The sequence below is a fragment of the Streptomyces sp. CB02056 genome (genome assembly GCF_001905545.1).
Lineage (GTDB): Bacteria > Actinomycetota > Actinomycetes > Streptomycetales > Streptomycetaceae > Kitasatospora.
In genome coordinates, this window is record NZ_LIPD01000020.1 from 62,047 (window position 1) to 86,147 (window position 24,101).

Annotated in this window: 1 protein-coding gene; it reads left to right on the forward strand. The window is 75.2% G+C overall.

The window, feature by feature from the left end:
• Positions 1-165: 165 nt before the first annotated feature.
• Positions 166-24,099 carry a non-ribosomal peptide synthetase gene (locus AMK13_RS36495; RefSeq protein ID WP_074005861.1) on the forward strand — a complete coding sequence of 7,978 codons (23,934 nt, stop codon included), beginning with the start codon at positions 166-168 and terminating at the stop codon, positions 24,097-24,099.
• Positions 24,100-24,101: the final 2 nt, after the last annotated feature.

Sequence of the window (24,101 nt, forward strand, 5' to 3'; positions counted from 1 at the left end):
CAGGCCGCTCCGCTCGCCGACAGCGTGATGCCACCGACCAGGCCGCTCCGCTCGCCGACAGCGTGATGCCACCGACCAGGCCGCTCCGCCCGCCGACAGCGTGACGCCACCGCAGTCGGCGCGTCCTGCGCGCCTGCCCGCCCACACTCTTCCGGAGGTCTTCCCATGTCCCGTCGCGACGGCGACGTCCTTCCCCTGACCGGGGCCCAGCGCGAGATCTGGCTCGCCGAACAGCGCTCCCGGACACCGATCCCCGGCTACCGCGTCGGCGAGTGCCTGGAGATCCACGGGCCGGTCGACGCCGGGCTGTTCGAGACGGCGCTGCGCCGGGTGGTCGACGAGGTCGACGCCCTGCACGTGACCTTCGTCGACGACGGCGAGGGCCCGCGCCAGGTCCTCCGCGAGACCTGGGACTGGGCACCGGCCCACCTGGACCTCAGCGAGGAGCCCGAGCCCCGTGCGGCGGCCCTGGAGTGGATGGAGCGGGACCTGCTGCGCCCGCTGGACCTCGCGCGCGACCCGCTGTTCGGGCACGCGCTGGTCAGGCTGTCGCCGACCGAGTACCTCTGGTACCTGAACTACCACCACGTGGTGCTGGACGCGATCAGCAGCTCCATGGTCCGCGGGCGGGTCGGCGAGGTGTACTCGGCGCTGGCCGACGGCTGCCCGGTGCCGCCGTCCCCGTTCGGCCCGCTGCGGGACCTGGTCGACAGCGACGCCGCCTACCGCGCGTCGGCGGACTTCACCGCCGACCGCGACTACTGGACGGAACGATTCGCCGACCGGCCGGAACCGACCCGGCTGACCCGCACGGCCCCGACCGACCCGGACCGCGCGCTCCGGCTGGCCGAGGAGCGGGAACTGCGGCGCCCGGACGCGCTGCGCGCCGCGGCGGCGAGGACCGGCGTCCGCTGGTCCCGCCTGGTGGTCGCGGCGGCGGCGCTCTACGCGCACCGGCTGACCGGAACGCGGGACGTGGTGCTCGCCCTCCCCGTCACGGCCCGCCGGTCCGCCGACCGCGACCTGACGGCGGTGCCCGGCACGATGTCCAACGTGGTGCCCCTGCGGCTGACCGTACGACCGGACATGCCGTGGGGCGACCTCGTCGCCCAGGCGGCGCGGGAGGTCGAGGCGGCCGTCGCGCACGAGCGGTACCGGAGCGAGGACCTGCTGCGGGACCTCGGGGCCCCCGGCAGCATCGGGACGGCGTTCCCGCTGATCGTCAACATCATGGCGTTCAACTCCCGGCCGACCTTCGCCGGGCACCCCGCCTCCGTGCACCACTTCGTGTCGGGGTCGACCAGCGACCTGGCCGTCTGGGTGTTCGACTACCGGGACGGCAACCCGCCGCTGCTCAGGCTGCACGGCTCGCCCGAGGCGTACGGCGCGGACGACCTCGCCGCCCACCAGCGGCGGCTGATCGCCCTGCTCGACGCCGTCGCGGACTGCGACCCGGGCGAGCCGCTGAGCCGGATCGATCTGCTCACCGCCGAGGAGCACCGCGAGGTGGCCGCCCTCGGTACCGGGCCGACGGCGGAACTCCCGGCCGAGACCCTGCCGGAGCTGTTCCGCAAGCACGCGCGGGCCACGCCGGACGCCGTCGCGGTGGTGGGGCCGGAAGCGTCGCTGACCTACGCGGAGCTGGACGCGCGGGCGAACCGTCTGGCGCACGCCCTGATCGCCCGGGGCGCCGGGCCGGAGCGGTTAGTGGCGGTGGCGCTGCCGAGGTCGGCCGAACTGGTCGTGGCGATCCTCGCGGTGCTGAAGACCGGGGCGGCCTACGTCCCGGTCGATCCCGAGTACCCCGCCGCCCGGATCGCCCACCTGCTCGACGACGCCCGCCCGGCCCTGGTGGTGACCGACACCCGCAGCGCGGGGCGGCTGCCGGGGGAGGGCTCCGTCGACCGGCTGGTGCTCGACGACCCGGCGACGGCCGACCTGGTGAACGACCAGTCGCCGGCCGACCCGATGGCGGCCGTCGACCCGGGCCACCCGGCGTACGTCATCCACACCTCCGGCTCCACCGGCCGGCCCAAGGGCGTGGCGCCGACCCACGGCGGCCTGCTCAACCTGCTCACCGACCTCCGGCAGGTCCACCTCCCGCCGGTGACGGGTGACCGGCCGCGGCGGCGGGTGGCCCTGACCACGTCGGTGTCCTTCGACGCCTCGTGGAACCAGCTGCTCGCCCTGTTCACGGGCCACGAGCTGCACGTCCTGGACCACGAGACCTGGACCGATCCCGACGCCTTCGTCGGCTACGCGGCACGCCACGGGCTGGACTACGTCGAGGCCACCCCGTCCTACCTCCAGGTCCTGGTCGCCCACGGGCTCCTGGCCGACGGGAACCGGCGCCCGGCGCTGGTCGCGGCCGGCGGCGAGGCCGTCCCGGAGCGGCTGTGGGCGGACCTGCGGGCGGCGGACGGGGTGTCCTGCCTCAACCTCTACGGACCGTCCGAGTGCACCGTCAACCCGGTGGTCGCCTCCGTGGGGTCGAGCCCGCTCCCGGTCATCGGCCGGCCCGCCACCAACGTCCGGCTCCACGTGCTCGACGGCGCCCTGCGGCCGCTGCCGGCCGGCACGCCCGGCGAGCTGTACATCGCCGGGCCCGGCCTGGCCCGCGGCTACCTGAACCGGCCGGGCCTCACCGCCGGGCGGTTCGTCGCCGATCCGTACGGTCCGGCCGGCTCGCGCATGTACCGCACCGGCGACCTGGTGCGCTGGAACGCCGAGGGGCAGCTGGAGTTCCTCGGGCGCACCGACGACCAGGTCAAGGTCCGCGGCTTCCGGGTGGAGCTCGGCGAGGTCGAGGCCGTCCTCGCCGAGCACCCGCTGGTCGCCGGGGCCGCCGCCGTGGTGCGCACCGAGGACGAGCCCCGGCTGGTCGCCTACGCCGTCGCCGAGCCCGGCGCCACGGTCACCGACACCGCCCTGCGCGAACACCTCCGGGAGCGGCTGCCCAAGCACATGGTGCCCTCGGCCTTCGTGCTGCTGGACGCCCTGCCCCTGACGCCGAACGGCAAGCTCGACCGGCGGGCCCTCCCCGCGCCCGACCGGCAGCCCGCGGACCGGGGCCGGGCCCCGCGCACCGCGACCGAGCAGCTGCTCGCCGGGCTGTTCGCCGAGGTGCTCGGCGTACCGGAGGCCGGCGCCGACGACGACTTCTTCGACCTCGGCGGGCACTCCCTGCTGGCCACCCGGCTGGTCGCCCGGGCCCGGTCGGTGCTGGGCGTGGAGCTGGGGCTGCGCGACCTGTTCGACGCGCCGACGGTGGCGGGACTGGCCGCGGCGGTGGACGTCGCGGGCCGGGCCCGCCCGGCGCTCGGGCGGCGCGAGCGGCCCGCGGCCGTCCCGCTGTCCTTCGCGCAGCGCCGGCTGTGGTTCCTGCACCGCATGGAGGGCCCGAGCGCCACGTACAACATCCCGCTGGCGCTGCGGCTCGGCGGAACCCTCGACCAGCGGGCCCTGGACGCCGCCCTGGCGGACCTGGTCGAGCGGCACGAGAGCCTGCGCACCGTCTTCCCGGTGGTCGACGGCGTGCCGTGCCAGCGGGTGCTGGAGGCCGACGAGGCCCGGCCGCGGCTGCGGGTCACCGAGGCCGGCGAGCGCGAGCTGCCGGACCTGCTGGGAGAGGCGGCGCGGTACGGCTTCGAGCTCGCCGAGGAGCCGCCGCTGCGCGCCGAGCTCTTCCGGCTCGGCGACGAGGAACACGTGCTGCTGCTGGTGGTGCACCACATCGCCGGTGACGGCTGGTCTGCGGGGCCGCTCCTGCGGGACCTGCGGACCGCCTACGCGGCCCGCACCGGGGGTGCGAAGCCGCAGTGGTCGCCACTGCCCGTCCAGTACGCCGACTACGCCCTCTGGCAGCGGGAGCTGCTCGGCGACGGCGCCGACCCGGACAGCCTGCTGAGCGGCCAGCTCGCCTACTGGCGTGAGCGGTTGGCGGACCTGCCCGAGCAGGTGGAGCTGCCCTTCGACCGGTCCCGCCCGGCGGTGATGTCCTACCGGGGCGCCCACCTGCCGGTGCGGATCGACGCCGAGCTGCACCAGGGCCTGCGCGAGCTCGCCCGCGACGGCGGTGCCAGCCTCTTCATGGTGCTCCAGGCCGGGCTGGCCGCCCTCCTCGGCAAGCTCGGCGCGGGCAGCGACGTCCCGATCGGCACCCCGATCGCCGGCCGCACCGACGAGGCCCTGGACGACCTGGTCGGCTTCTTCGTCAACACCCTGGTGCTGCGCACCGACCTCTCCGGAGACCCGTCCTTCACCGAACTGCTGGGCCGGGTGCGCTCCGACGCGCTGGCCGCGTACGCGCACCAGGACGTGCCGTTCGAGCACCTGGTGGAGGCGCTGAACCCCACCCGGACCCTGGCGCACCACCCGCTGTTCCAGACCATGCTCGCCCTGCAGAACGCGCCGCTCGACACCGTCGACCTGCCCGGGCTGCGGGTGACGACCGACCTGGTGCACACCGGGACGGCCAAGTGCGACCTGACCTTCATCCTGGCCGAACAGCCCGAGGGCCTCTCGGGCGTCCTGGAGTACAGCACCGACCTGTTCGACGAGGCCACCGCGGCGGGCATCGTCGACCGGTGGCTGCGGCTGCTGCGCGCCGTCGTCGCCGACCCGGGCCGACGGATCGGCCGGGTGGACGTGCTGTCCGCCGACGAGCTCCGCGCGCTGCTCCCGGCCCGTACCGAGGAGGAGGACGCGCCGGGCAGCAGCCTGACCGCGCTCTTCGAGCGGCAGGTCCGGGCCGACCCGGCCGCCGTCGCCCTCACGGACGGTGAAGCAACCTTCTCCTACGGCGAGTTGAACGCCCGAGCCAACCGGCTCGCGCACGCGCTGATCGAGCGGGGCGTGGGCCCGGAGCAGCTGGTGGCCCTGGCCCTGCCGCGCTCGGCGGACCTGGTCGTGGCCGTCCTCGCGGTGCTCAAGGCCGGCGGCGCCTACGTGCCGGTGGACCCGACGTACCCGGCGGCCCGGATCTCCTACCTGCTCCAGGACACCCGGCCCGCGCTGCTCGTCACCACGAGCGCCGTCGGCGAGCTGCCGGGGGCGGACCACCTGGACCGGCTGCTGCTGGACTCCGCCGACCTGGACGGGCGGCCGGACACCGACCCGGGGGTCGCCGTCGACCCCGGCCACGCCGCCTACGTCATCCACACCTCCGGCTCCACCGGCAACCCCAAGGGCGTCGTGGTCCCGCACCGCAACGTGGTGCGCCTGTTCCGGACGACGGAGGAGCTGTTCGGCTTCACCGCCGAGGACGTCTGGACGCTCTTCCACTCCTACGCCTTCGACTTCTCCGTCTGGGAGCTGTGGGGCCCGCTGCTGCACGGCGGCCGCCTCGTGGTCGTGGACCACGAGACCAGCCGCTCGCCCGGCCGGTTCCTGGAACTCCTCGCCCGCGAGCGGGTGACCGTCCTCAACCAGACGCCGTCCGCCTTCTACCAGCTGATGCAGGCGGACGCCGAGCAGCCGCGTGAACTCGCCCTGCGCACCGTCGTTTTCGGTGGCGAGGCACTGGAGCACGTCCGGCTGGCGAGCTGGTACGAGCGGCACCCGGAGGACGCGCCGCGGCTGGTCAACATGTACGGCATCACCGAGACCACCGTGCACGTCACGTACGCCGCGCTCGACCCCGCCGGCACCGGCGCCGGCGGGATCGGCGCGGCCCTCCCGGACCTGCGGACGTACGTGCTCGACGACGGCCTGCGGCCGGTGGCCCCGGGCGTGCCCGGCGAGCTGTACGTCGCGGGCCCCGGCCTGGCGCGCGGCTACCTGAACCGGCCCGGCCTGACCGCCGGGCGGTTCGTGGCGGACCCGTTCGGACCGGCCGGGTCGCGGATGTACCGCAGCGGTGACGTGGTGCGCCGGGCCGCCGACGGCGCTCTGAGCTATGTCGGCCGGGCCGACCAGCAGGTGAAGGTGCGCGGCTTCCGGATCGAACTCGGCGAGATCGAGGCGGCGCTGGCCGCACACCCCGGCGTCGCCCAGGTCGCCGTCCTCGCCCGGCAGGACCGCGCCGACGACACCCGGCTGGTCGCCTACCTGGTGCCGGCCCCGGGCGCCGAACCGCGCCCGGCCGAGCTGCGCGAGCACCTCGCCGAGCGGCTGCCGGAGCACATGGTGCCCTCGGCCTTCGTCGTGCTGGACGCGCTGCCGCTGACCGCCAACGGCAAGCTGGACCACCGGGCCCTGCCCGCCCCCGACCTCGCCCCGGCGTCGGCCGGCCGCGCCCCGCGCACCCCGCAGGAGCAGGTGCTCTGCGAGCTGTTCGCCGAGGTCCTGGGCGTGGCGTCGGCCGGCGTCGAGGACGGTTTCTTCGACCTCGGCGGGCACTCCCTGCTCGCCACCCGTCTGGCCGCCCGGATCCGCGCGACGCTCGGCGTGGAGATGCCGCTGCGCACCCTGTTCGAGGCGCCGACCCCGGCCGCTCTGGCCGCCGCCCTGGTGGCGGCCGGACCGGCGCAGACCGCCCTGGTGCGGCGCGAGCGCCCCGAGGCGGTCCCGCTGTCCTTCGCGCAGCGGCGGCTCTGGTTCCTGCACCAGCTGGAGGGCGCCGGCGCGAACTACCACATCGCGCTGGCCTGGCGGCTGTCCGGGGAGCTGGACCGGCGGGCCCTGGAGGCAGCCCTGGCAGACGTGGTCGGACGGCACGAGAGCCTGCGGACCGTCTTCCCGGCCGTCGACGGCGTCCCGCACCAGCGGGTGCTGGACGTCGTGGCGGCCCGCCCGCGGCTGCTCGTGAGCCGAGCCACGGAGGCCGGGCTGCCCACCCTGATGGCGGCGGCGAAGGACCGGCCGTTCGACCTGGCGGCCGACGCGCCGCTGCGGGTCGAGCTGTTCGAACTGGCGCCGGACGAGCACGTGTTCCAGTTGGTGCTCCACCACATCGCGGGTGACGGCTGGTCGCTGGGCCCGCTCACGCAGGACCTGACCGCCGCCTACGCGGCGCGCTGCCGCGGCGAGGCACCGCGGTGGGAGGGCCTGCCGGTCCAGTACGCCGACTACACCCTGTGGCAGCACGAGCTGCTCGGCGACTCCACCGACCCGGACAGTCCGTTCGCCCGCCAGGCGGCCTACTGGACAGGGCAGTTGGCCGGCCTCCCGGAGCGGATCCAGCTGCCCGCCGACCGGCCCCGCCCGGCCGTCGCCTCGCACCGGGGCGGCTTCGTGCACGCCGGACTGGACGCCGAACTGCACCGTGCGCTGCGCGCGCTCGCCCGCGAGCACGGCACCAGTCTCTTCATGGTCCTCCAGGCCGGCCTGGCGGCGCTGCTGAGCAAGCTCGGCGCGGGCGACGACATCCCGGTCGGCAGCCCGGTCGCCGGCCGGACCGACCAGGCGCTGGACGAGCTGGTCGGCTACTTCGTCAACACCCTGGTCTTCCGCACCGACACCTCGGGCGATCCGACCTTCGCCGAACTGCTGGACCGGGTCCGGGACACCTCGCTGGCCGGGTACGCCCACCAGGACCTGCCGTTCGAGCACCTGGTCGAAGCCCTCAACCCGGTGCGCTCGCTGGCGCACCACCCGCTGTTCCAGGTCATGCTGGTGCTGCAGAACGCGCCCCGGGCCGACTTCGCGCCGCCCGGACTGCACGTCGACGACATGCCGTTGACGACGACCACCGCCAAGCTCGACCTGATCTTCACCCTGTCCGAGCGGCAGGCGCCGGACGGTTCCCCGGAGGGGATCGACGGGCTCGTCGAGTACGCCGGCGACCTCTACGACCCGGCCACCGTCGAGACCATGTTCGGGCGCCTGGAGCGGCTGCTCCGCGCCGTGGTCGCCGACCCGCGGCGGCGGCTCAGCCGGTACGGCCTGCTCTCCGCCGAGGAGCACGGCGACCTGGCGGCCCTGGGCACCGGACCGGAGGTGGAGCTCCCGGCCGCGAGCGTGCCGGAGCTGTTCCGGGCGCAGGTGCGGGCGACGCCGGACCAGGTGGCGCTGGTGAGCGGGGACGGATCGCTGACGTACGAGGAGCTGGACGCGCGGGCGAACCGGCTGGCGCACGCCCTGATCGCCCGGGGCGCGGGGCCGGAGCGCTTGGTGGCGGTCGCCCTGCCGAGGTCGGCCGAACTGGTCGTGGCGATCCTCGCCGTGCTGCGGACCGGGGCGGCCTACGTCCCGGTCGATCCCGAGTACCCGGCCGCGCGGATAGGGCACATGCTGGACGACGCCGGCCCGGTCCTGGTGGTGACCGACGCCCGGACCCGGGACGGGCTGCCGGAGGCCGGTCCGGCCGGGTGGCTGGTGCTCGACGACCCGGCGACGGCCGCCCTGGTGGCCGACTGCCCGGCGACGGACCCGCTGGTCGCCATCGACCCGGGGCACCCGGCCTACGTGATCTACACCTCCGGTTCCACCGGCAGGCCCAAGGGCGTGTTGTCGACCCACGGCGGCCTGCTCAACCTCTTCGTCAGCCAGCGTCCGCTGCTGTTCCCCCGGGGGACGAAGGAGCGGCTGCGCATCGGGCTGACCACCTCGGTGTCCTTCGACGCCTCCTGCGACCAGCTGTCCAGCCTGTACGCGGGCCACGAACTGCACGTCCTGGACGAGGCGACCTGGTCCGACCCGGACGCCTTCGTCGACTACGTCAGGCGCGCCGGGCTGGACTACGTCAACGCCACCCCGTCCTACCTGCACGAGCTCGTCGCCCGGGGACTCCTGGACGACCCGGAGCGCCGTCCCTCGGTGGTCTCGATGGGCGGGGAGGCCGTTCCGGACCGACTGTGGGAGCGGCTGCGGGCCGTCGAGGGCGTGTCCTGCCTGAACTACTACGGGCCGTCCGAATGCACGGTGGACGCCGTCGTCGCACCGCTGGGATCGAGTCCGCGCCCGGTGATCGGCCGGCCGCTCGGGGGCCTCCGGCTGTACGTCCTCGACAGCACGCTGCGCCCGGTGCCCGCGGGCGTGGCGGGCGAGCTGTACCTCGCCGGGGCGGGCCTGGCCCGCGGCTACCTGAACCGGCCGGGCCTCACCGCCGGCCGCTTCGTGGCGGACCCGTTCGGTCCGACCGGCACGCGCATGTACCGCACCGGCGACCTGGTCCGCTGGGGCGCCGACCGGAACATGGAGTTCCTCGGCCGGACCGACGACCAGGTGAAGGTGCGCGGCTTCCGGATCGAACTCGGCGAGGTCGAGGCGGCGTTGGCGGAGCACCCGCAGGTCGCCCAGGTCGCCGTGACCGTCCGGGAGGACCGGGCCGGGGACGCGCGGCTGGTCGCCTACCCGGTGGCCGTCACCGGGGCGGAACTCCGGTCGGAGGAGCTGCGGGCACACCTGCGCGAGCGACTGCCGGAGTACATGGTCCCGACCGCCTTCGTCGCCCTGGAGAGCCTGCCGCTGACCGCCACCGGCAAGCTGGACCGGCGCGCGCTGCCCGCACCCGTCCACACCGCGCCGACGACCGGCCGCGCGCCGCGCACCCCGCAGGAGCAGGTCCTCGCGGAGCTGTTCGCCGAGATGCTGGGCGTGGCCGAGGTCGGGGCCGACGACGACTTCTTCGACCTCGGCGGGCACTCCCTGCTCGCCACCCGGCTGGTCGCCCGGGCGCGGGCCGCCCTCGGGGTGGAACTGGAGCTGCGCGCCCTCTTCGAGACGCCGACGGTGGCCGGGCTGGCCGCCGGGCTCGGCGGGGCCGGCCGGGCCCGGCTCGCCCTGGAGCGGGCGGAGCGGCCCGCGCTGGTGCCGCTGTCGTCCGCCCAGCGGAGGCTGTGGTTCCTGCGCCAGCTGGAGGGCGCCGACTCCGTCTACAACATGCCGCTCGCGTGGCGGCTCTCGGGACCGCTGGACCTGGCGGCGCTGGAGGCGGCGCTGGGCGACGTCAGTGCCCGGCACGAGACCCTGCGCACCGTCTTCCCGGCCGTGGACGGGGTTCCCCACCAGCAGGTGCTGCCCGCCGGAGCGGCACGCCCGACGCTGTCGGTCACCCCGGTCGACGAACCGGCCCTGCCGGAACGGCTGGCGGCGGCAGCGGCGCGCGGATTCGACCTCGCGGCCGAACCGCCGCTGCGCGCCGAGGTGTTCGGGCTCTCGGCGGAGGAGCACGTGCTGCTCCTGGTGATGCACCACATCGCCGGTGACGGCTGGTCGCTGGGCCCGCTGGCGGCCGACCTGGCCACCGCGTACGCCGCCCGCCGCCGGGGCGAGGAGCCGCGGTGGGCGCCGCTGCCCGTGCAGTACGCCGACTACACGCTCTGGCAGCGCGACCTGCTCGGCGACGCGGCGGACCCGGACAGCCTGTTCGCCCGCCAGGCGGACCACTGGACGCGGACACTGGCCGGCCTGCCGGAGCAGCTCCGGCTCCCCGCCGACCGCCACCGCCCCGCGACCCCCTCCTACGCCGGCGGACACCTCGACGTCGAACTGGACGCCGAACTGCACGCCGGACTGGTCCGGCTGGGCCGGGAGCACGGCGCCAGCGTCTACATGGTGCTGCAGGCCGCCCTGGCCTCGCTGCTGGACAAGCTCGGCGCGGGCGACGACATCCCGGTCGGCAGCCTGATCGCCGGCCGGACCGACCAGGCGCTGGACGACCTCGTCGGCTTCTTCGTCAACACCCTGGTGCTGCGCACCGACACCAGCGGTGACCCGACCTTCGCCGAGCTGCTCGGCCGGGTCCGGGAGGGCGCGCTCGGCGCGTACGCCCACCAGGACCTGCCGTTCGAGCACGTCGTCGAGGCCCTCAACCCGGCCCGGTCGCTCGCCCGGCAGCCGCTGTTCCAGGTGCTGCTCGCGCTGCAGAACGTGCCCCGCACCGAGTTCGCGCTGGACGGTCTGGACTCCGAGATCCTCCTGGTGCGCACGCCCACCGCGATGTTCGACCTCGGGTTCCACCTGCTGGAGCACGGCGGCACCGGCGGGCCGGCCGAGGGCATCGTCGGGCGGGTCGAGTACAGCACCGACCTGTTCGACCACGCCACGGTGGAGACGCTGCTCGCCCGGTGGCTGCGGCTGCTGGCGGCGGTGGTCGCCGATCCGGACCGGCCGCTGAGCCGGATCGACGTCCTCGCCGCCGAGGAGCGGCACGAGCTGCTGGTCGTGCGTAACGACACCGCCCGCCCGGTGCCCGTCGAGAGCCTGCCCGCCCTGTTCGAGGCGCGGGTCCGGGCGACCCCGGAGGCCCCGGCCGTGGTGTTCGAGTCCACCGTGCTGACGTACGGCGAGCTGAACGCCCGGGCCAACCGGCTGGCGCACGCGCTGATCGCGAGGGGCGTCGGGCCGGAGCAGACCGTCGCCCTGCGGCTGCCGCGCTCGGCCGAGCTGGTGGTCGCCGTCCTCGCGGTCCTCAAGACGGGCGCGGCGTACCTGCCGGTCGACCCGGACTACCCGGCCGCCCGCATCGCGTACATGCTGGAGGACGCCCGGCCGACCGTCGTGCTCGACGACCCCGCGGCCGTCACACCGGACGGGGACCACCCGGAGACCGACCCCGTCGTCACCGTGGACGCACGGCACCCGGCCTACGTCATCTACACCTCGGGTTCCACCGGCCGGCCCAAGGCCGTGGTGATGCCCGCCGCCGGGCTGCTGAACCTGCTGGAGTGGCACCACGAGGCCGTCGGCGGCGAACCCGGCACGCGCACCGCGCAGTTCACCGCGATCAGCTTCGACGTCTCGGTGCAGGAGGTGCTCTCCGCGCTGCTGTACGGCAAGACCCTGGTGGTGCCGACGGAGGAGCAGCGCCGCAGCGCCGAGCTGTTCGCCCACTGGCTGGACCGGCACGGGGTCGAGGAGCTGTTCGCGCCCAACCTGGTGGTCGAGGCGCTCGCCGAGGCCGCCGAGGAGGCCGGGCTGGAGCTGCCGCACCTGCGGCTGGTCGCCCAGGCCGGTGAGGCGATGCGCCTGAGCGGTGCGGTGCGCCGCTTCCAGGGCCGTCGGCTCGGCCGGGTGCTGCACAACCACTACGGCCCCGCCGAGACCCATGTGATCACCGCCTACCCGCTGCCGGCCGACCCGGCGGACTGCCCGCTGCCGGTGCCGATCGGCCGTCCGATCGCCAACTGCCGGGTCTACGTGCTGGATTCGGCCCTGCGTCCGGTCGCCCCCGGGGTGCTGGGCGAGCTGTACCTGGCCGGGGCGGGCCTGGCCCGCGGCTACCTGAACCGGCCCGGGCTCACCGCCGGACGCTTCGTCGCCGACCCGTACGGTCCGGCGGGCAGCCGGATGTACCGCACCGGCGACCTGGTGCGCTGGCGGGCCGACGGGGAGCTGGAGTTCGCCGGCCGGGTCGACCACCAGGTGAAGGTCCGCGGCTTCCGGGTCGAACCCGGCGAGATCGAGGCCGAGCTGACCGCCCACCCGGGCGTCGCCCAGGTCGCGGTGCTCGCCCGCGAGGACCGGATCGTCGCGTACGTCGTCCCGGCGGCCGGGAGCGGGGCGACCGCGGCGGCGCTGACGGCGTACCTGCGCGGCCGGGTGCCGGACTACCTGGTGCCGTCCGCGTTCATGCTGCTCGACGCGCTGCCGCTGACGCCGAACGGGAAGCTGGACCGGGCGGCGCTGCCCGCGCCCGAGGCCACGGCCAGGGAGACGGGCCGGGCGCCGCGCACGCCGCAGGAGCAGATCCTGTGCGAGCTGTTCGCCGAGGTGCTGGGCCTGGCCCGGGTCGGGGTCGACGAGGACTTCTTCGCGCTGGGCGGGCACTCGCTGCTCGCCACCCGGCTGGTGTCCCGGGTCCGGGCGACCCTCGGGGTCGAGCTGGAGCTGCGCAGCCTGTTCCGGACCCCGACACCCGCCGGGCTGGCGGCCGGGCTACACGACGCCGGCACCGCGCGGCAGGCCCTGGTGCCCCGGCCGCGGCAGGAATCGATGCCGCTGTCCTTCGCCCAGCGCCGGCTCTGGTTCCTCCAGCAGTTCGGGGCGCCCAGCGCCACGTACCACATGCCGCTGGCCCTGCGGCTGTCCGGCCGCCTCGACCGGGCCGCGCTGAGCGCCGCGCTCGCCGACGTGGTGGCCCGGCACGAGACGCTGCGCACGGTGTTCCCGCAGACCGCCGGAATCCCGTTCCAGCGCGTGCTGGACAGCACCGAGGCCGCCGTCCCGCTGACCGTCCGCGCGGCCGGCGAGGCGGAGGTGCCCGCGCTGCTGCGCGAGGCCGCGGTGCGCGGCTTCGACCTGACCTCGGAAGTGCCGCTGCGGGCCGAGCTGTTCGCGGTCGCGCCGGAGGAGCACGTGCTGCTGCTGGTGATGCACCACATCGTCGGGGACGGCTGGTCCATGGGCCCGCTGGCCCGCGACCTGGCCACCGCCTACACCACCCGCCAGGGCGGCGGCGCGCCGGACTGGCCGCCGCTGCCGGTGACGTACGGCGACTACACCCTGTGGCAGCACGAGATCCTCGGCGACGAGCACGACGCCGACAGCCTGTTCGCCCGCCAGGTCGCCTACTGGAAGGAGGCGCTGGCCGGGCTGCCCGAGCAGCTCCCGTTGCCCGCGGACCGGTCGCGCCCGGCCGCCATGTCGTACGGCGGCGACCTGCTGGACGTCCGGCTCGACGCCGAACTGCACGCGGCACTCGTGGAGTTGGCGCGACGCTCGGGTGCGACCCTGTTCATGGTGCTGCAGGCCGCGCTGGCGGCGCTGTACACGCGGCTCGGCGCGGGCACGGACATCCCGATCGGTTCGCCGATCGCGGGCCGGACCGACGAGGCGCTGGACGAGCTGGTCGGGTTCTTCATCAACACCCTGGTGCTGCGGACGGACACCAGCGGCGATCCGAGCTTCACCGAACTGCTCGGCCGGGTCCGGGAGACGGCGCTGTCGGCGTACGCGCACCAGGACGTGCCGTTCGAGCACCTGGTGGAGGCGCTGAACCCGTCCCGCTCGCTCTCCCACCACCCGCTGTACCAGACCGGGCTGGTCGTGCAGAACGCGCCGGGCGGCGACTTCGAACTGCCGGGCGTCCGGGTCTCCGGGGTGAACGTCCTCACCGGGACCGCGCGGCTCGACCTGACCTTCGGGTTCGCGGAGGAGCACGGGCCCGACGGCGCGCCGGCCGGGCTCAGCGGCGCGGTGGAGTACAGCACCGACCTGTTCGACCGCTCGACGGTCGAGGCCCTGGTCGCCCGCTGGACCAGGCTGCTGGCCGCGGTGGCCGCCGCACCCGAGCGGCCGATCGGCGCGGTCGACCTGCTGTCGGCCGAGGAGCGGCGCGAGCTGCTGCCCGCCGTCGACGGCGGGGCGGCCGGGGCGAGTCTGCCGGAGCTGTTCGCGGCGCGGGTGGCGGCGGCGCCGGACGCGGTCGCGCTGGTCTGCGGCGAGGCCGAGTTGACGTACCGGGAGCTGAACGCCCGGGCGAACCGGTTCGCGCACGCGCTGATCGCGCGGGGGGTGGGCCCGGAGCAGCTGGTGGCGGTGGCGTTGCCGCGCTCGGTGGAGTCGGTGGTGGCGGTCCTCGGTGTGCTGAAGGCCGGGGCCGCGTACCTGCCGGTGGACCCGGCGTACCCGCGGGCGCGGATCGACCTCATGCTGGCGGACGCCCGGCCGGTGCTGGTGGTCGACGACCCCGCGATGGTGGCCGAGGGCGACGGGCCGGAGACCGACTCGGAGGTCGTTCTCGACGTCCGGCACCCGGCCTACGTGATCTACACCTCGGGCTCGACCGGGCGCCCCAAGGGCGTCGTGGTCAGCCACGGCGGTGTGGCGGGCCTGGCGGCGGCGCAGGTCGAGCGCCTCGGCGTCGGGCCGGGCAGCAGGGTGCTGCAGTTCGCCTCGCCCAGCTTCGACGCCTCGTTCTGGGACGTCTGCAGCGCCCTGCTCAGCGGCGCCGCCCTCGTCCTGGCCTCGGCTGACGCGCCGCTGGAGTCGCTGACGGACCGCCGGCTCGGCGTCACCCATGTGACCCTGCCGCCCTCGGCCCTGGCAGCGGTGGACGGCGCCGAGGTCACGGCCGGCACCCTGGTGGTGGCGGGGGAGGCGTGCCCGCCGGAGCTGGTGGCGCGCTGGGCGCCCGGCCGACGGATGATCAACGCGTACGGCCCGACCGAGACCACGGTCTGCGCGACCATGAGCGACCCGCTGGCGCCGGGCTCCGGCGTGCCGCCGATCGGCCGTGCGGTCGCGGGCTTCCGGGTCTACGTGCTGGACGACCGGCTGCGCCTGGTGCCGCCGGGTGTGCAGGGGGAGTTGTACGTCGCCGGTCCGGGTCTGGCCCGGGGTTACCTGGACCGGCCGGGGCTGACGGCCGGGCGGTTCGTGGCCTGCCCGTTCGAGTCGGGGGAGCGGATGTACCGCACCGGAGACCTGGTGCTTCGGCGCGCCGACGGTGAGCTGGAGTACGTCGGCCGGGCCGACGACCAGGTGAAGGTGCGCGGCTTCCGGATCGAACTCGGCGAGATCGAGGCGGCCCTGGCCGGGCACCCCGCCGTCGCGCAGTCCGCGGTCCTGGCCCGGGACGAGCGCCTCGTCGGCTACGTGGTTCCGAGGCCCGGCGCTTCCGCCCGTCCGGCGGAGCTCGCGGCGCACCTGCGCGAGCGCCTGCCGGACTACCTGGTCCCGTCCGCCTTCGTGCTGCTGGAGGCGCTGCCGCTGACGCCGAACGGGAAGCTGGACCGGGCGGCGCTGCCCGCGCCCGAGTCCGTGCCCACGGCGGCGGGCCGGGCGCCGCGCACCCCGCAGGAGCAGATCCTCTGCGAGCTGTTCGCCGAGGTGCTGGGCCGGCCGCAGGTCGGGGTCGACGAGGACTTCTTCGACCTCGGCGGGCACTCCCTGCTCGCCACCCGGCTGGCCGCCAGGGTGCGCTCGGTGCTCGGCGTGGAGCTGGGGCTGCGCACGCTGTTCCAGACGTCCACGGTGGCGGGTCTGGCCGGGGCGCTGGCCGAGGCGGGCAGCGCCCGCCCGACGCTGGTTGTACGGGAGCGGCCGGAGGCCGTGCCGCTGTCCTTCGCCCAGCGCCGGCTCTGGTTCCTGCACCGGATGGACGGCGCGGCCGCGACCTACCACATCCCGCTGGCCCTCCGGCTGACCGGGACGCTCGACCGGGCGGCGCTGGACGAGGCGCTGGCCGACGTGGCGGCCCGGCACGAGAGCCTGCGGACGGTCTTCCCGGAGGTGGCCGGCGTCCCGTGCCAGCGGGTCCTGGACCCGGCCGAGGCCCGGCCCCGGGCCGGGCTGACCGAGGTCCCGCAGGACGAACTGCACGGCCGGCTCGCCGAGTTCGCCCGGCGGCCCTTCGACCTGGCGGCGGAGCCGCCGCTGCGGGCGGAGCTGTTCGCGGTCGCGCCGGACGAGCACGTGCTGCTGCTGGTGATGCACCACATCGCCGGTGACGGCTGGTCCACCGGCCCACTGGCCCGCGACCTCGCCGAGGCGTACGCCGCCCGGAGCACGGGCCGCGCGCCCGGCTGGTCGGAGCTGCCGGTGCAGTACGCCGACTACACGCTCTGGCAGCGCGACCTGCTCGGCGACGCCGCCGACCCGCAGAGCCGGTTCGCCGAGCAGCTCGACTACTGGAAGCGCCAGCTGTCCGACCTGCCGGAGCTGCTCCAACTGCCCGCCGACCGGCCGCGGCCGGCCGTCGCCGGCTGGCACGGGGACCACGTCGGCCTGGAGCTGAGCCCCGAACTGCACGCCGCGCTGACCGAGTTGGCGCGGACCACCGGCACCAGCCTGTTCATGGTGCTGCAGGCGGCGCTGGCGGCGCTGTACACCCGGCTGGGCGCGGGCACGGACATCCCGATCGGTTCGCCGATCGCGGGTCGTACCGACGAGGCGCTGGACGAGCTGGTCGGGTTCTTCGTGAACACGCTGGTGCTGCGGACGGACACCAGTGGTGATCCGAGCTTCACCGAACTGCTCGGGCGGGTGCGGGAGGCGGCGCTGTCGGCGTACGCCCACCAGGACGTGCCGTTCGAGCACCTGGTGGAGGTGCTGAACCCGTCCCGGTCGCTGTCGCACCACCCGCTGTTCCAGACCATCCTGGCCGTGCAGAACGCCCCGATGGGCCGGTTCTCGCTGCCGGGCCTGGAGGTGGCCACCTACGCGGTGGCCACCGGAACGGCCAAGTTCGACCTCGGGGTGAGCCTCGTCGAGCAGTTCGGTCCGGACGGGAGCCCGGCCGGGATCGTCGGCGCGGCGGAGTACGCCACCGACCTGTTCGACCGCTCGACGGTCGAGGCCCTGGTACGGCGCTGGACGCTCCTGCTGGAGGCCGTCACCGCCGACCCGGACCGGTCGATCGGCGCGGTCGACCTCCTCGACGGCGAGGAGCGGCACCGGCTGCTGGAGCGCGGCAACGCGACCGCCCGTGAGGTGGCCGCGGTTCCGGTGCCGCAGGCCTTCGCGGCGCAGGTGTCGGCGACGCCGGACGCGGTCGCCCTCGTCCGGGGCGACGTCGAGTTGACGTACCGTCAATTGAACGCCCGGGCCAACAGGTTCGCGCACGCGCTGATCTCCCAGGGGGTGGGCCCGGAGCAACTGGTGGCGGTGGCGCTGCCGCGCTCGGTGGAAGCCGTGGTCGCCGTCCTCGGCGTGCTGAAGGCGGGCGCCGCGTACCTGCCGGTGGACCCGGCGTACCCGCGGGCGCGGATCGACTTCATGCTGGCGGACGCCCGCCCGGCGCTGCTGGTCGACGACCCCGCCATGGTGGCCGGGGGCGCCGGGCCGGAGACCGACCCGGAGGTCGCCCTCGACGTCCGGAATCCGGCGTACGTGATCTACACCTCAGGTTCGACCGGCCGTCCCAAGGGTGTCGTGGTGAGCCACGCCGGGGTGGCGAGCCTGGTCGCGGCCCAGATCGAGCGGTTCGCGATCGAACCCGGCAGCCGGGTGCTGCAGTTCGCCTCGCCGAGCTTCGACGCGTCGGTGTCGGAGATCTACACCGCCCTGCTGCGCGGTGCGGCCCTGGTGCTGCCCCCGGCGGGGGACCCGGTCGCCGCGCTGGCCGACCCGGGCCTCGCGGTCACCCATGTGACCGTGCCGCCGTCCGTCCTGGCCGCCGTGCCGGAGGGCTCGGTGGCGGTGTCGACGCTGGTGGTGGCGGGGGAGGCGTGCCCGCCGGAGCTGGTGGCGCGCTGGGCGCCGGGCCGGCGGATGATCAACGCGTACGGTCCGACCGAGACCACGGTCTGCGCGACCATGAGCGACCCGCTGTCTGCGGGTTCGGGTGTGCCGCCGATCGGCCGGCCGATCGCCAACGCCCGGGTGTACGTGCTGGACGACCGGCTGCGGCCGGTGCCGCCCGGCGTGCCCGGCGAGCTGTACGTCGCGGGCGCGGGTCTGGCGCGCGGCTACCTCGACCGGCCGGGGCTGACGGCAGGGCGGTTCGTGGCCTGCCCGTTCGAGCCGGGGGAGCGGATGTACCGCACCGGCGACCTGGTCCGCTGGCTCGGTGACGAGCAGTTGGAGTACGTCGGCCGGGCCGACGAGCAGGTGAAGGTGCGCGGCTTCCGGGTCGAGCCCGGCGAGGTCGAGACGGCGCTGGCCGAGCACCCCGCCGTCGCCCGGGCCGCTGTCCTCGCCCAGGACGACCGGCTCATCGGCTACGTCGTCCCCCGCCAGGAGGAGGCCCGCGACAGCGCCCTGGAAGCGGACCACGTGGGCGAGTGGCAGGACATCTACGACGCCCTGCCGATCGTTCCCGAGGACGCCGGTTTCGGCCAGAACTTCGTGGGCTGGAACAGCAGTTACGACGCCAGCCCGATCCCGGTCGAGCAGATGCGGGAGTGGCGGGACGCGACCGTCTCCCGCATCCTGGCCCTGCGCCCCCGCCGGGTGCTGGAGGTCGGCGTCGGGACCGGTCTGCTGCTCTCGCAGGTCGCACCGCACTGCGAGACGTACTTCGCGACCGACTTCTCCGCCACCGCGATCGACGCGCTGGCCGCCCAGGTGGCCGGCCAGAAGGAGCTGGCCGACCGGGTCGTCCTGCAGACCCGCCCGGCGCACGACACCGACGGGCTCCCGGCCGGGGAGTTCGACACCATCGTGATCAACTCGGTGGTGCAGTACTTCCCGTCCGCCGACTACCTCGCCGACGTGATCGGGAAGTTGATGGGGCTGCTGGCCCCCGGCGGCGCGCTCTTCGTCGGCGACGTCCGCAACCTGCGGCTGCTGCGTCCACTGGCCACCGCCGTCCAGCTCCACCGGGTCGGCGAAGGTGCGGACCTCGCTTCGGTGCGCCGCACGGTGGAGCAGGCCCTGCGGGTGGAGAAGGAGCTCCTGGTCGACCCGGACTTCTTCACCGCCCTGCGGGAGCACGGTACGGACATCGGCACGGCGGTCGTCGAGGTCAAGCGCGGCCGCCACCACAACGAGCTGACCCGCTACCGCTACGACGTGACGCTGCACAAGCCGCCGGTCACCCCGGCGGCCCCGGAGCGGTCCGTCGAGTTGGCCTGGGGCCGGCAGGTCGCCGGTCCGGCCGAACTGCGCGAGCTGCTCGGCCAGTCGCCCCTCGGAGCGCTGCGGATCACCGGGGTGCCGAACCGCCGGGTGGCGCGGGAGGCCGCACTGGCCCGGGCGGTGCAGGACGGCGACGGCTCGCTCGCCGAGCTGCTGGAACGCCTGCACGCCCCGGAGGACGGCGGCCTCCCCGATCCGGAGGACTTCCACGCCCTCGGCTCGGAGTTCGGCCGCTCGACGGCCGTCACCTGGTCGGCCGCCGCGGCGGACGCCGTGGACGTCGTCTTCACCGACCCCCGGGCGCTCCACGGCTCCCCGGTCGAGGCGTACCGGCCGGCCCGGGCCACGGGTGCGCAGCTGTCCTCGCTGACCAACCGCCCGACCGGCAACCGGGGCACCAGCGCCCTCCTGGGTGAACTCCGCGACTGGCTGCGGGACCGGCTGCCCGACTACCTGGTCCCCTCGGCGTTCGTGGCGCTGGAGGCGCTGCCCCTGACGGCCAACGGCAAGCTCGACCGCCGTGCTCTGCCCGCCCCCGACCTCGGCCCGGTCGCGGTCGGACGGGCGCCGCGCACCCCGCAGGAGCAGCTCCTCGCCGAGCTGTTCGCCGAGGTGCTGGGCCTGCCCGCGGTCGGCGTCGACGACGGCTTCTTCGACCTCGGCGGGCACTCCCTGCTGGCGACCCGACTGGCCTCCCGGGTCCGGGCGACCCTCGGCGCGGAGCTGGAGGTCCGGACGCTGTTCGAGACCCCCACCGTGGCCGGGCTGGCCGCCCGCCTGGACGGCTCCGGAGCGGCTCGGCCCGCACTGACCGCCCAGGCCCGCCCCGACCGGGTGCCGCTCTCCTTCGCCCAGCGCCGTCTCTGGTTCCTGCACCGGATGGACGGGCCGAGCGCCACCTACAACATGCCGCTCGCGCTCAGCCTGACCGGCGAGCTGGACCGCCCGGCCCTGCACGCCGCGCTCGCGGACGTGGTGGCCCGGCACGAGAGCCTGCGGACGGTGTTCCGCGAGACGGACGGCGTGCCGTACCAGGTCGTGCTGAGCGCCGAGCAGACGCGCCCCGCACTGCCGGTGGTGGAGATCGACGAGAGCGCCCTGGCCGGGCGCCTGGCGGAGACGGCCGGGTGCGGCTTCGACCTGGCCGCGGAGCCGCCGGTCCGGGCGGAGCTGTACGCCCTCGCCCCCGACCGGCACGCCCTGCTGGTCGTGGTGCACCACATCGCCGCCGACGGCTGGTCGATGGGCCCGCTCTCCGGTGACCTCGCCGCGGCCTACGCGGCCCGCTGCCGCGGCGAGGCCCCGCGGTGGTCCCCGCTGCCGGTGCAGTACGCCGACTACAGCGCCTGGCAGCGCGACCTGCTCGGTGACGCCGCCGACCCGGACAGCCTGTTCGCCCGGCAACTGGCCTACTGGAAGGAGGAGCTGGCCGGCGTCCCGCAGCAACTGCAACTGCCCGCCGACCGGCCGCGGCCGCCGGTGGCCTCCCAGCGCGGCGACGGGGTCGCGGTCCGGCTCGACGCCGAACTGCACCAGGCCCTGCGGGACCTGGCCGCCGCGCGCGGCGCCAGCATGTTCATGGTGCTCCAGGCCGGACTCGCGGCCCTGCTCACCCGGCTCGGCGCCGGCACGGACATCCCGGTCGGCAGCCCGATCGCAGGCCGGACCGACCAGGCGCTGGACGAGCTGGTGGGGTTCTTCGTCAACACCCTGGTGCTGCGCACCGACACCGGCGGCGACCCGTCCTTCGCCGAACTGCTCGGCCGGGTCCGGCAGAAGGCGCTCGGCGCGTACGACCACCAGGACGTGCCGTTCGAGTACCTGGTCGAGGTGGTCAACCCCGCGCGGTCGCTGGCCCACCACCCGCTGTTCCAGATCATGCTGGCCCTGCAGAACGCGCCGGTCGGCGAGTTCGCGCTGCCGGGGCTGGAGACCGGCCACCTGGCGGCGCCGACCGGCACCTCCCGGGTCGACCTGACCTTCAGCCTGGCCGAGCGGTTCGGCCCGGACGGCGTCCCCGACGGCCTGGTCGGCGCGGTGGAGTACGCCACCGACCTGTTCGACGCGCCCACCGTGGAGCTGCTGTTCGAGCGCCTGGCCCGGCTGCTGCGCGCGGCGGTCGCCGACCCGGACCGGCCGATCAGCCGGATCGACATCATGCCCGCCGAGGAGCGCCGCCGACTGCTCGCCGGGTCCACCGGCGTCGCGGCCGAGCTGCCGGAGGCCGCGGTGCCGGAGCTGTTCGCCCGCCAGGTGCGGGCCACCCCGGAGGCGGTCGCGGTCGTCGCGGGCGGCACCGAGCTGAGCTACGCGCAGCTCGACCAGCGGGCCGCCCGCCTGGCGCGGGCGCTGATCCGCCAGGGCGTACGGCCGGAGACGCCGGTCGCGGTCATGCTGGACCGCTCGGCGGAGCTGGTCGTGGCGATCCTGGCGATCATCAAGGCCGGCGGCGCCTACGTGCCGCTCGACCCGCGCTTCCCCTCCTCCCGGGTCGACCTGATCCTGCGGGAGAGCGGGGCCGCCCTGGTGCTCACCCGGGAGGTGCTCACCGCACTGGAGCGGTCCGCGGCCGCCGATCCTTCCGACGTCGAAGTCCCCTGTGCGCCGGAGCAGTTGGCGTACATCATGTACACCTCCGGCTCGACCGGCCGGCCGAAGGGGGTGGCCGTCACCCACCGCGACGTGGTGGGCCTCGCGCTCACCCCCGAGTGGCGGGGCGGCGGACACGCGCGGGTGCTGATGCACTCCCCGACGGCCTTCGACCTCTCCACCTACGAACTGTGGGTGCCGCTGCTCAACGGCGGCCGGGTCGTCGTGGCGCCGCCGGAGCAGCTCGACCTCGACCTGCTCCAGCACACCATCACCGCGCACGGGGTGACCGGACTGTGGCTCACGGCCGGACTGTTCCGCCTGGTCGCCGAGGAGCGCCCGGGCCTGCTCGCCGGAGTCCGCGAGGTGTGGACCGGCGGCGACGTGGTCTCCCCGGCCGCCGTCGCCCGGGTGCGGGAGGCCTGCCCCGGCATCGAGGTGGTCAACGGCTACGGGCCCACCGAGGCCACCACCCTGGCCACCCGGCACCCGGTGGACGACCTCCCCGAACACGCCGCGACCGTGCCGATCGGCCGGCCGATGGCGAACATGCGCGCCTACGTGCTCGACGAGCGGCTGCGCCCGGCGCCGACCGGCATGGTCGGCGAGCTGTACCTCGCGGGGACGGGCGTGGCCCGCGGCTACCTCGGACGGGCCGGCCTGACGGCGGAGCGCTTCACCGCCGACCCGTACGGGCCGTCCGGCAGCCGGATGTACCGCACCGGCGACCTCGCCTCCTGGCGGACCGACGGCACGCTGGACTTCGCCGGACGCGCCGACCACCAGGTCAAGCTGCGCGGCCTGCGGATCGAGCCCGGCGAGATCGAGGCCGTCCTGGCGGGCTGCCCGGGCGTCGCCCAGGCGGCCGTCGTCGCCCGCGAGGACCGGCCGGGGGACAAGCGGCTGGTCGCCTACCTGGTGCCCGCCCCGGAGGGGGCGCCCGAGGCGGGCGAGCTGTCCGGCCGGCTGCGCCGCGACCTGCCCGACTACATGGTGCCGGCGGCGTTCGTCACCGTGGACGCGCTGCCGCTGACCGCCAACGGCAAGCTCGACCGGGCCGCCCTGCCGGCCCCCGAGTACGGGTCCTCGACCGCCGGGCGCGGCCCCCGGACGCCGCAGGAGCAGCTGCTGTGCGGCCTCGTCGCCGAGGTGCTCGGCCGGGAGCAGGTGGGCATCGACGACAACTTCTTCGACCTGGGCGGGCACTCGCTGCTGGCCGCCAGGCTGGCCTCCCGGGTCCGCGAGACCCTCGGCCTGGAGCTGGGCCTGCGGATGCTGTTCGAGGCGCCGACCGTGGCCGGTCTCACCGAGCGCCTGCTCATGGACGACCCCGAGGACGCGTTGGACGTGGTGCTGCCGCTGCGCTCGACCGGGACCGGGACGCCGCTGTTCTGCGTCCACCCCGGCGGCGGCATCAGCTGGTCGTACAGCGGACTGCTGAACCACCTCGGCCCGCAGCACCCGGTCTACGCCATCCAGGCGCGCGGCCTCGGCCGGCCCGAACCCCTGCCGGCCTCCTACGAGGAGATGGCGGCGGACTACGCCGACCAGATCCAGAAGATCCAGCCGGAGGGCCCGTACCTGCTGCTCGGCTGGTCCGCCGGCGGGCTGATCGCCCACGCGCTCGCCTGCGAGCTGCAGTCGCGCGGCGAACGGACCGCACTGCTGGCGATCCTCGACGCCTACCCGGTGAAGGAGGTGCGGTTCGAGGTGGCTCCGGTGCCCACCGTGCGGGACGTGCTCGTCGGCGTGCTCGACGTCGACCCGGACGAGCTGGGCGACCGGGAGATCACCTACGCCGAGGTCGCCGAGGTGCTGAATCGCCGGGGCAGCGCGCTGGCCGGCCTGACCGAGCGGCAGGTCGAGGTGATCGTCGAGATCATGATCAACAACTCGAAGCTGGCGGTCGACTTCGTCCCCGGCGGCTTCGACGGGGACCTGCTGCTGTTCAACTCCACGATCGACCGCGCCGAGGACAACGCCGGGCCCGAGACCTGGCGCCCCTACGTCACCGGCCGGATCGAGTCCCACGAGATCACCACCCGGCACGACCGGATGACCCAGGCCGGCTCGCTGGCCCAGATCGGACCGGTCCTGGCCGCCAGGATCACCGAGGCCGTCGGTGACACCGACGGCACCACCACCCTTTCCCACCAGGAGGACTGACC

Excerpts from the sequence above, each read along its gene's own strand:
- AMK13_RS36495 (WP_074005861.1), top strand. The coding sequence starts at position 166 with ATGTCCCGTCGCGACGGCGACGTCCTTCCCCTGACCGGGGCCCAGCGC.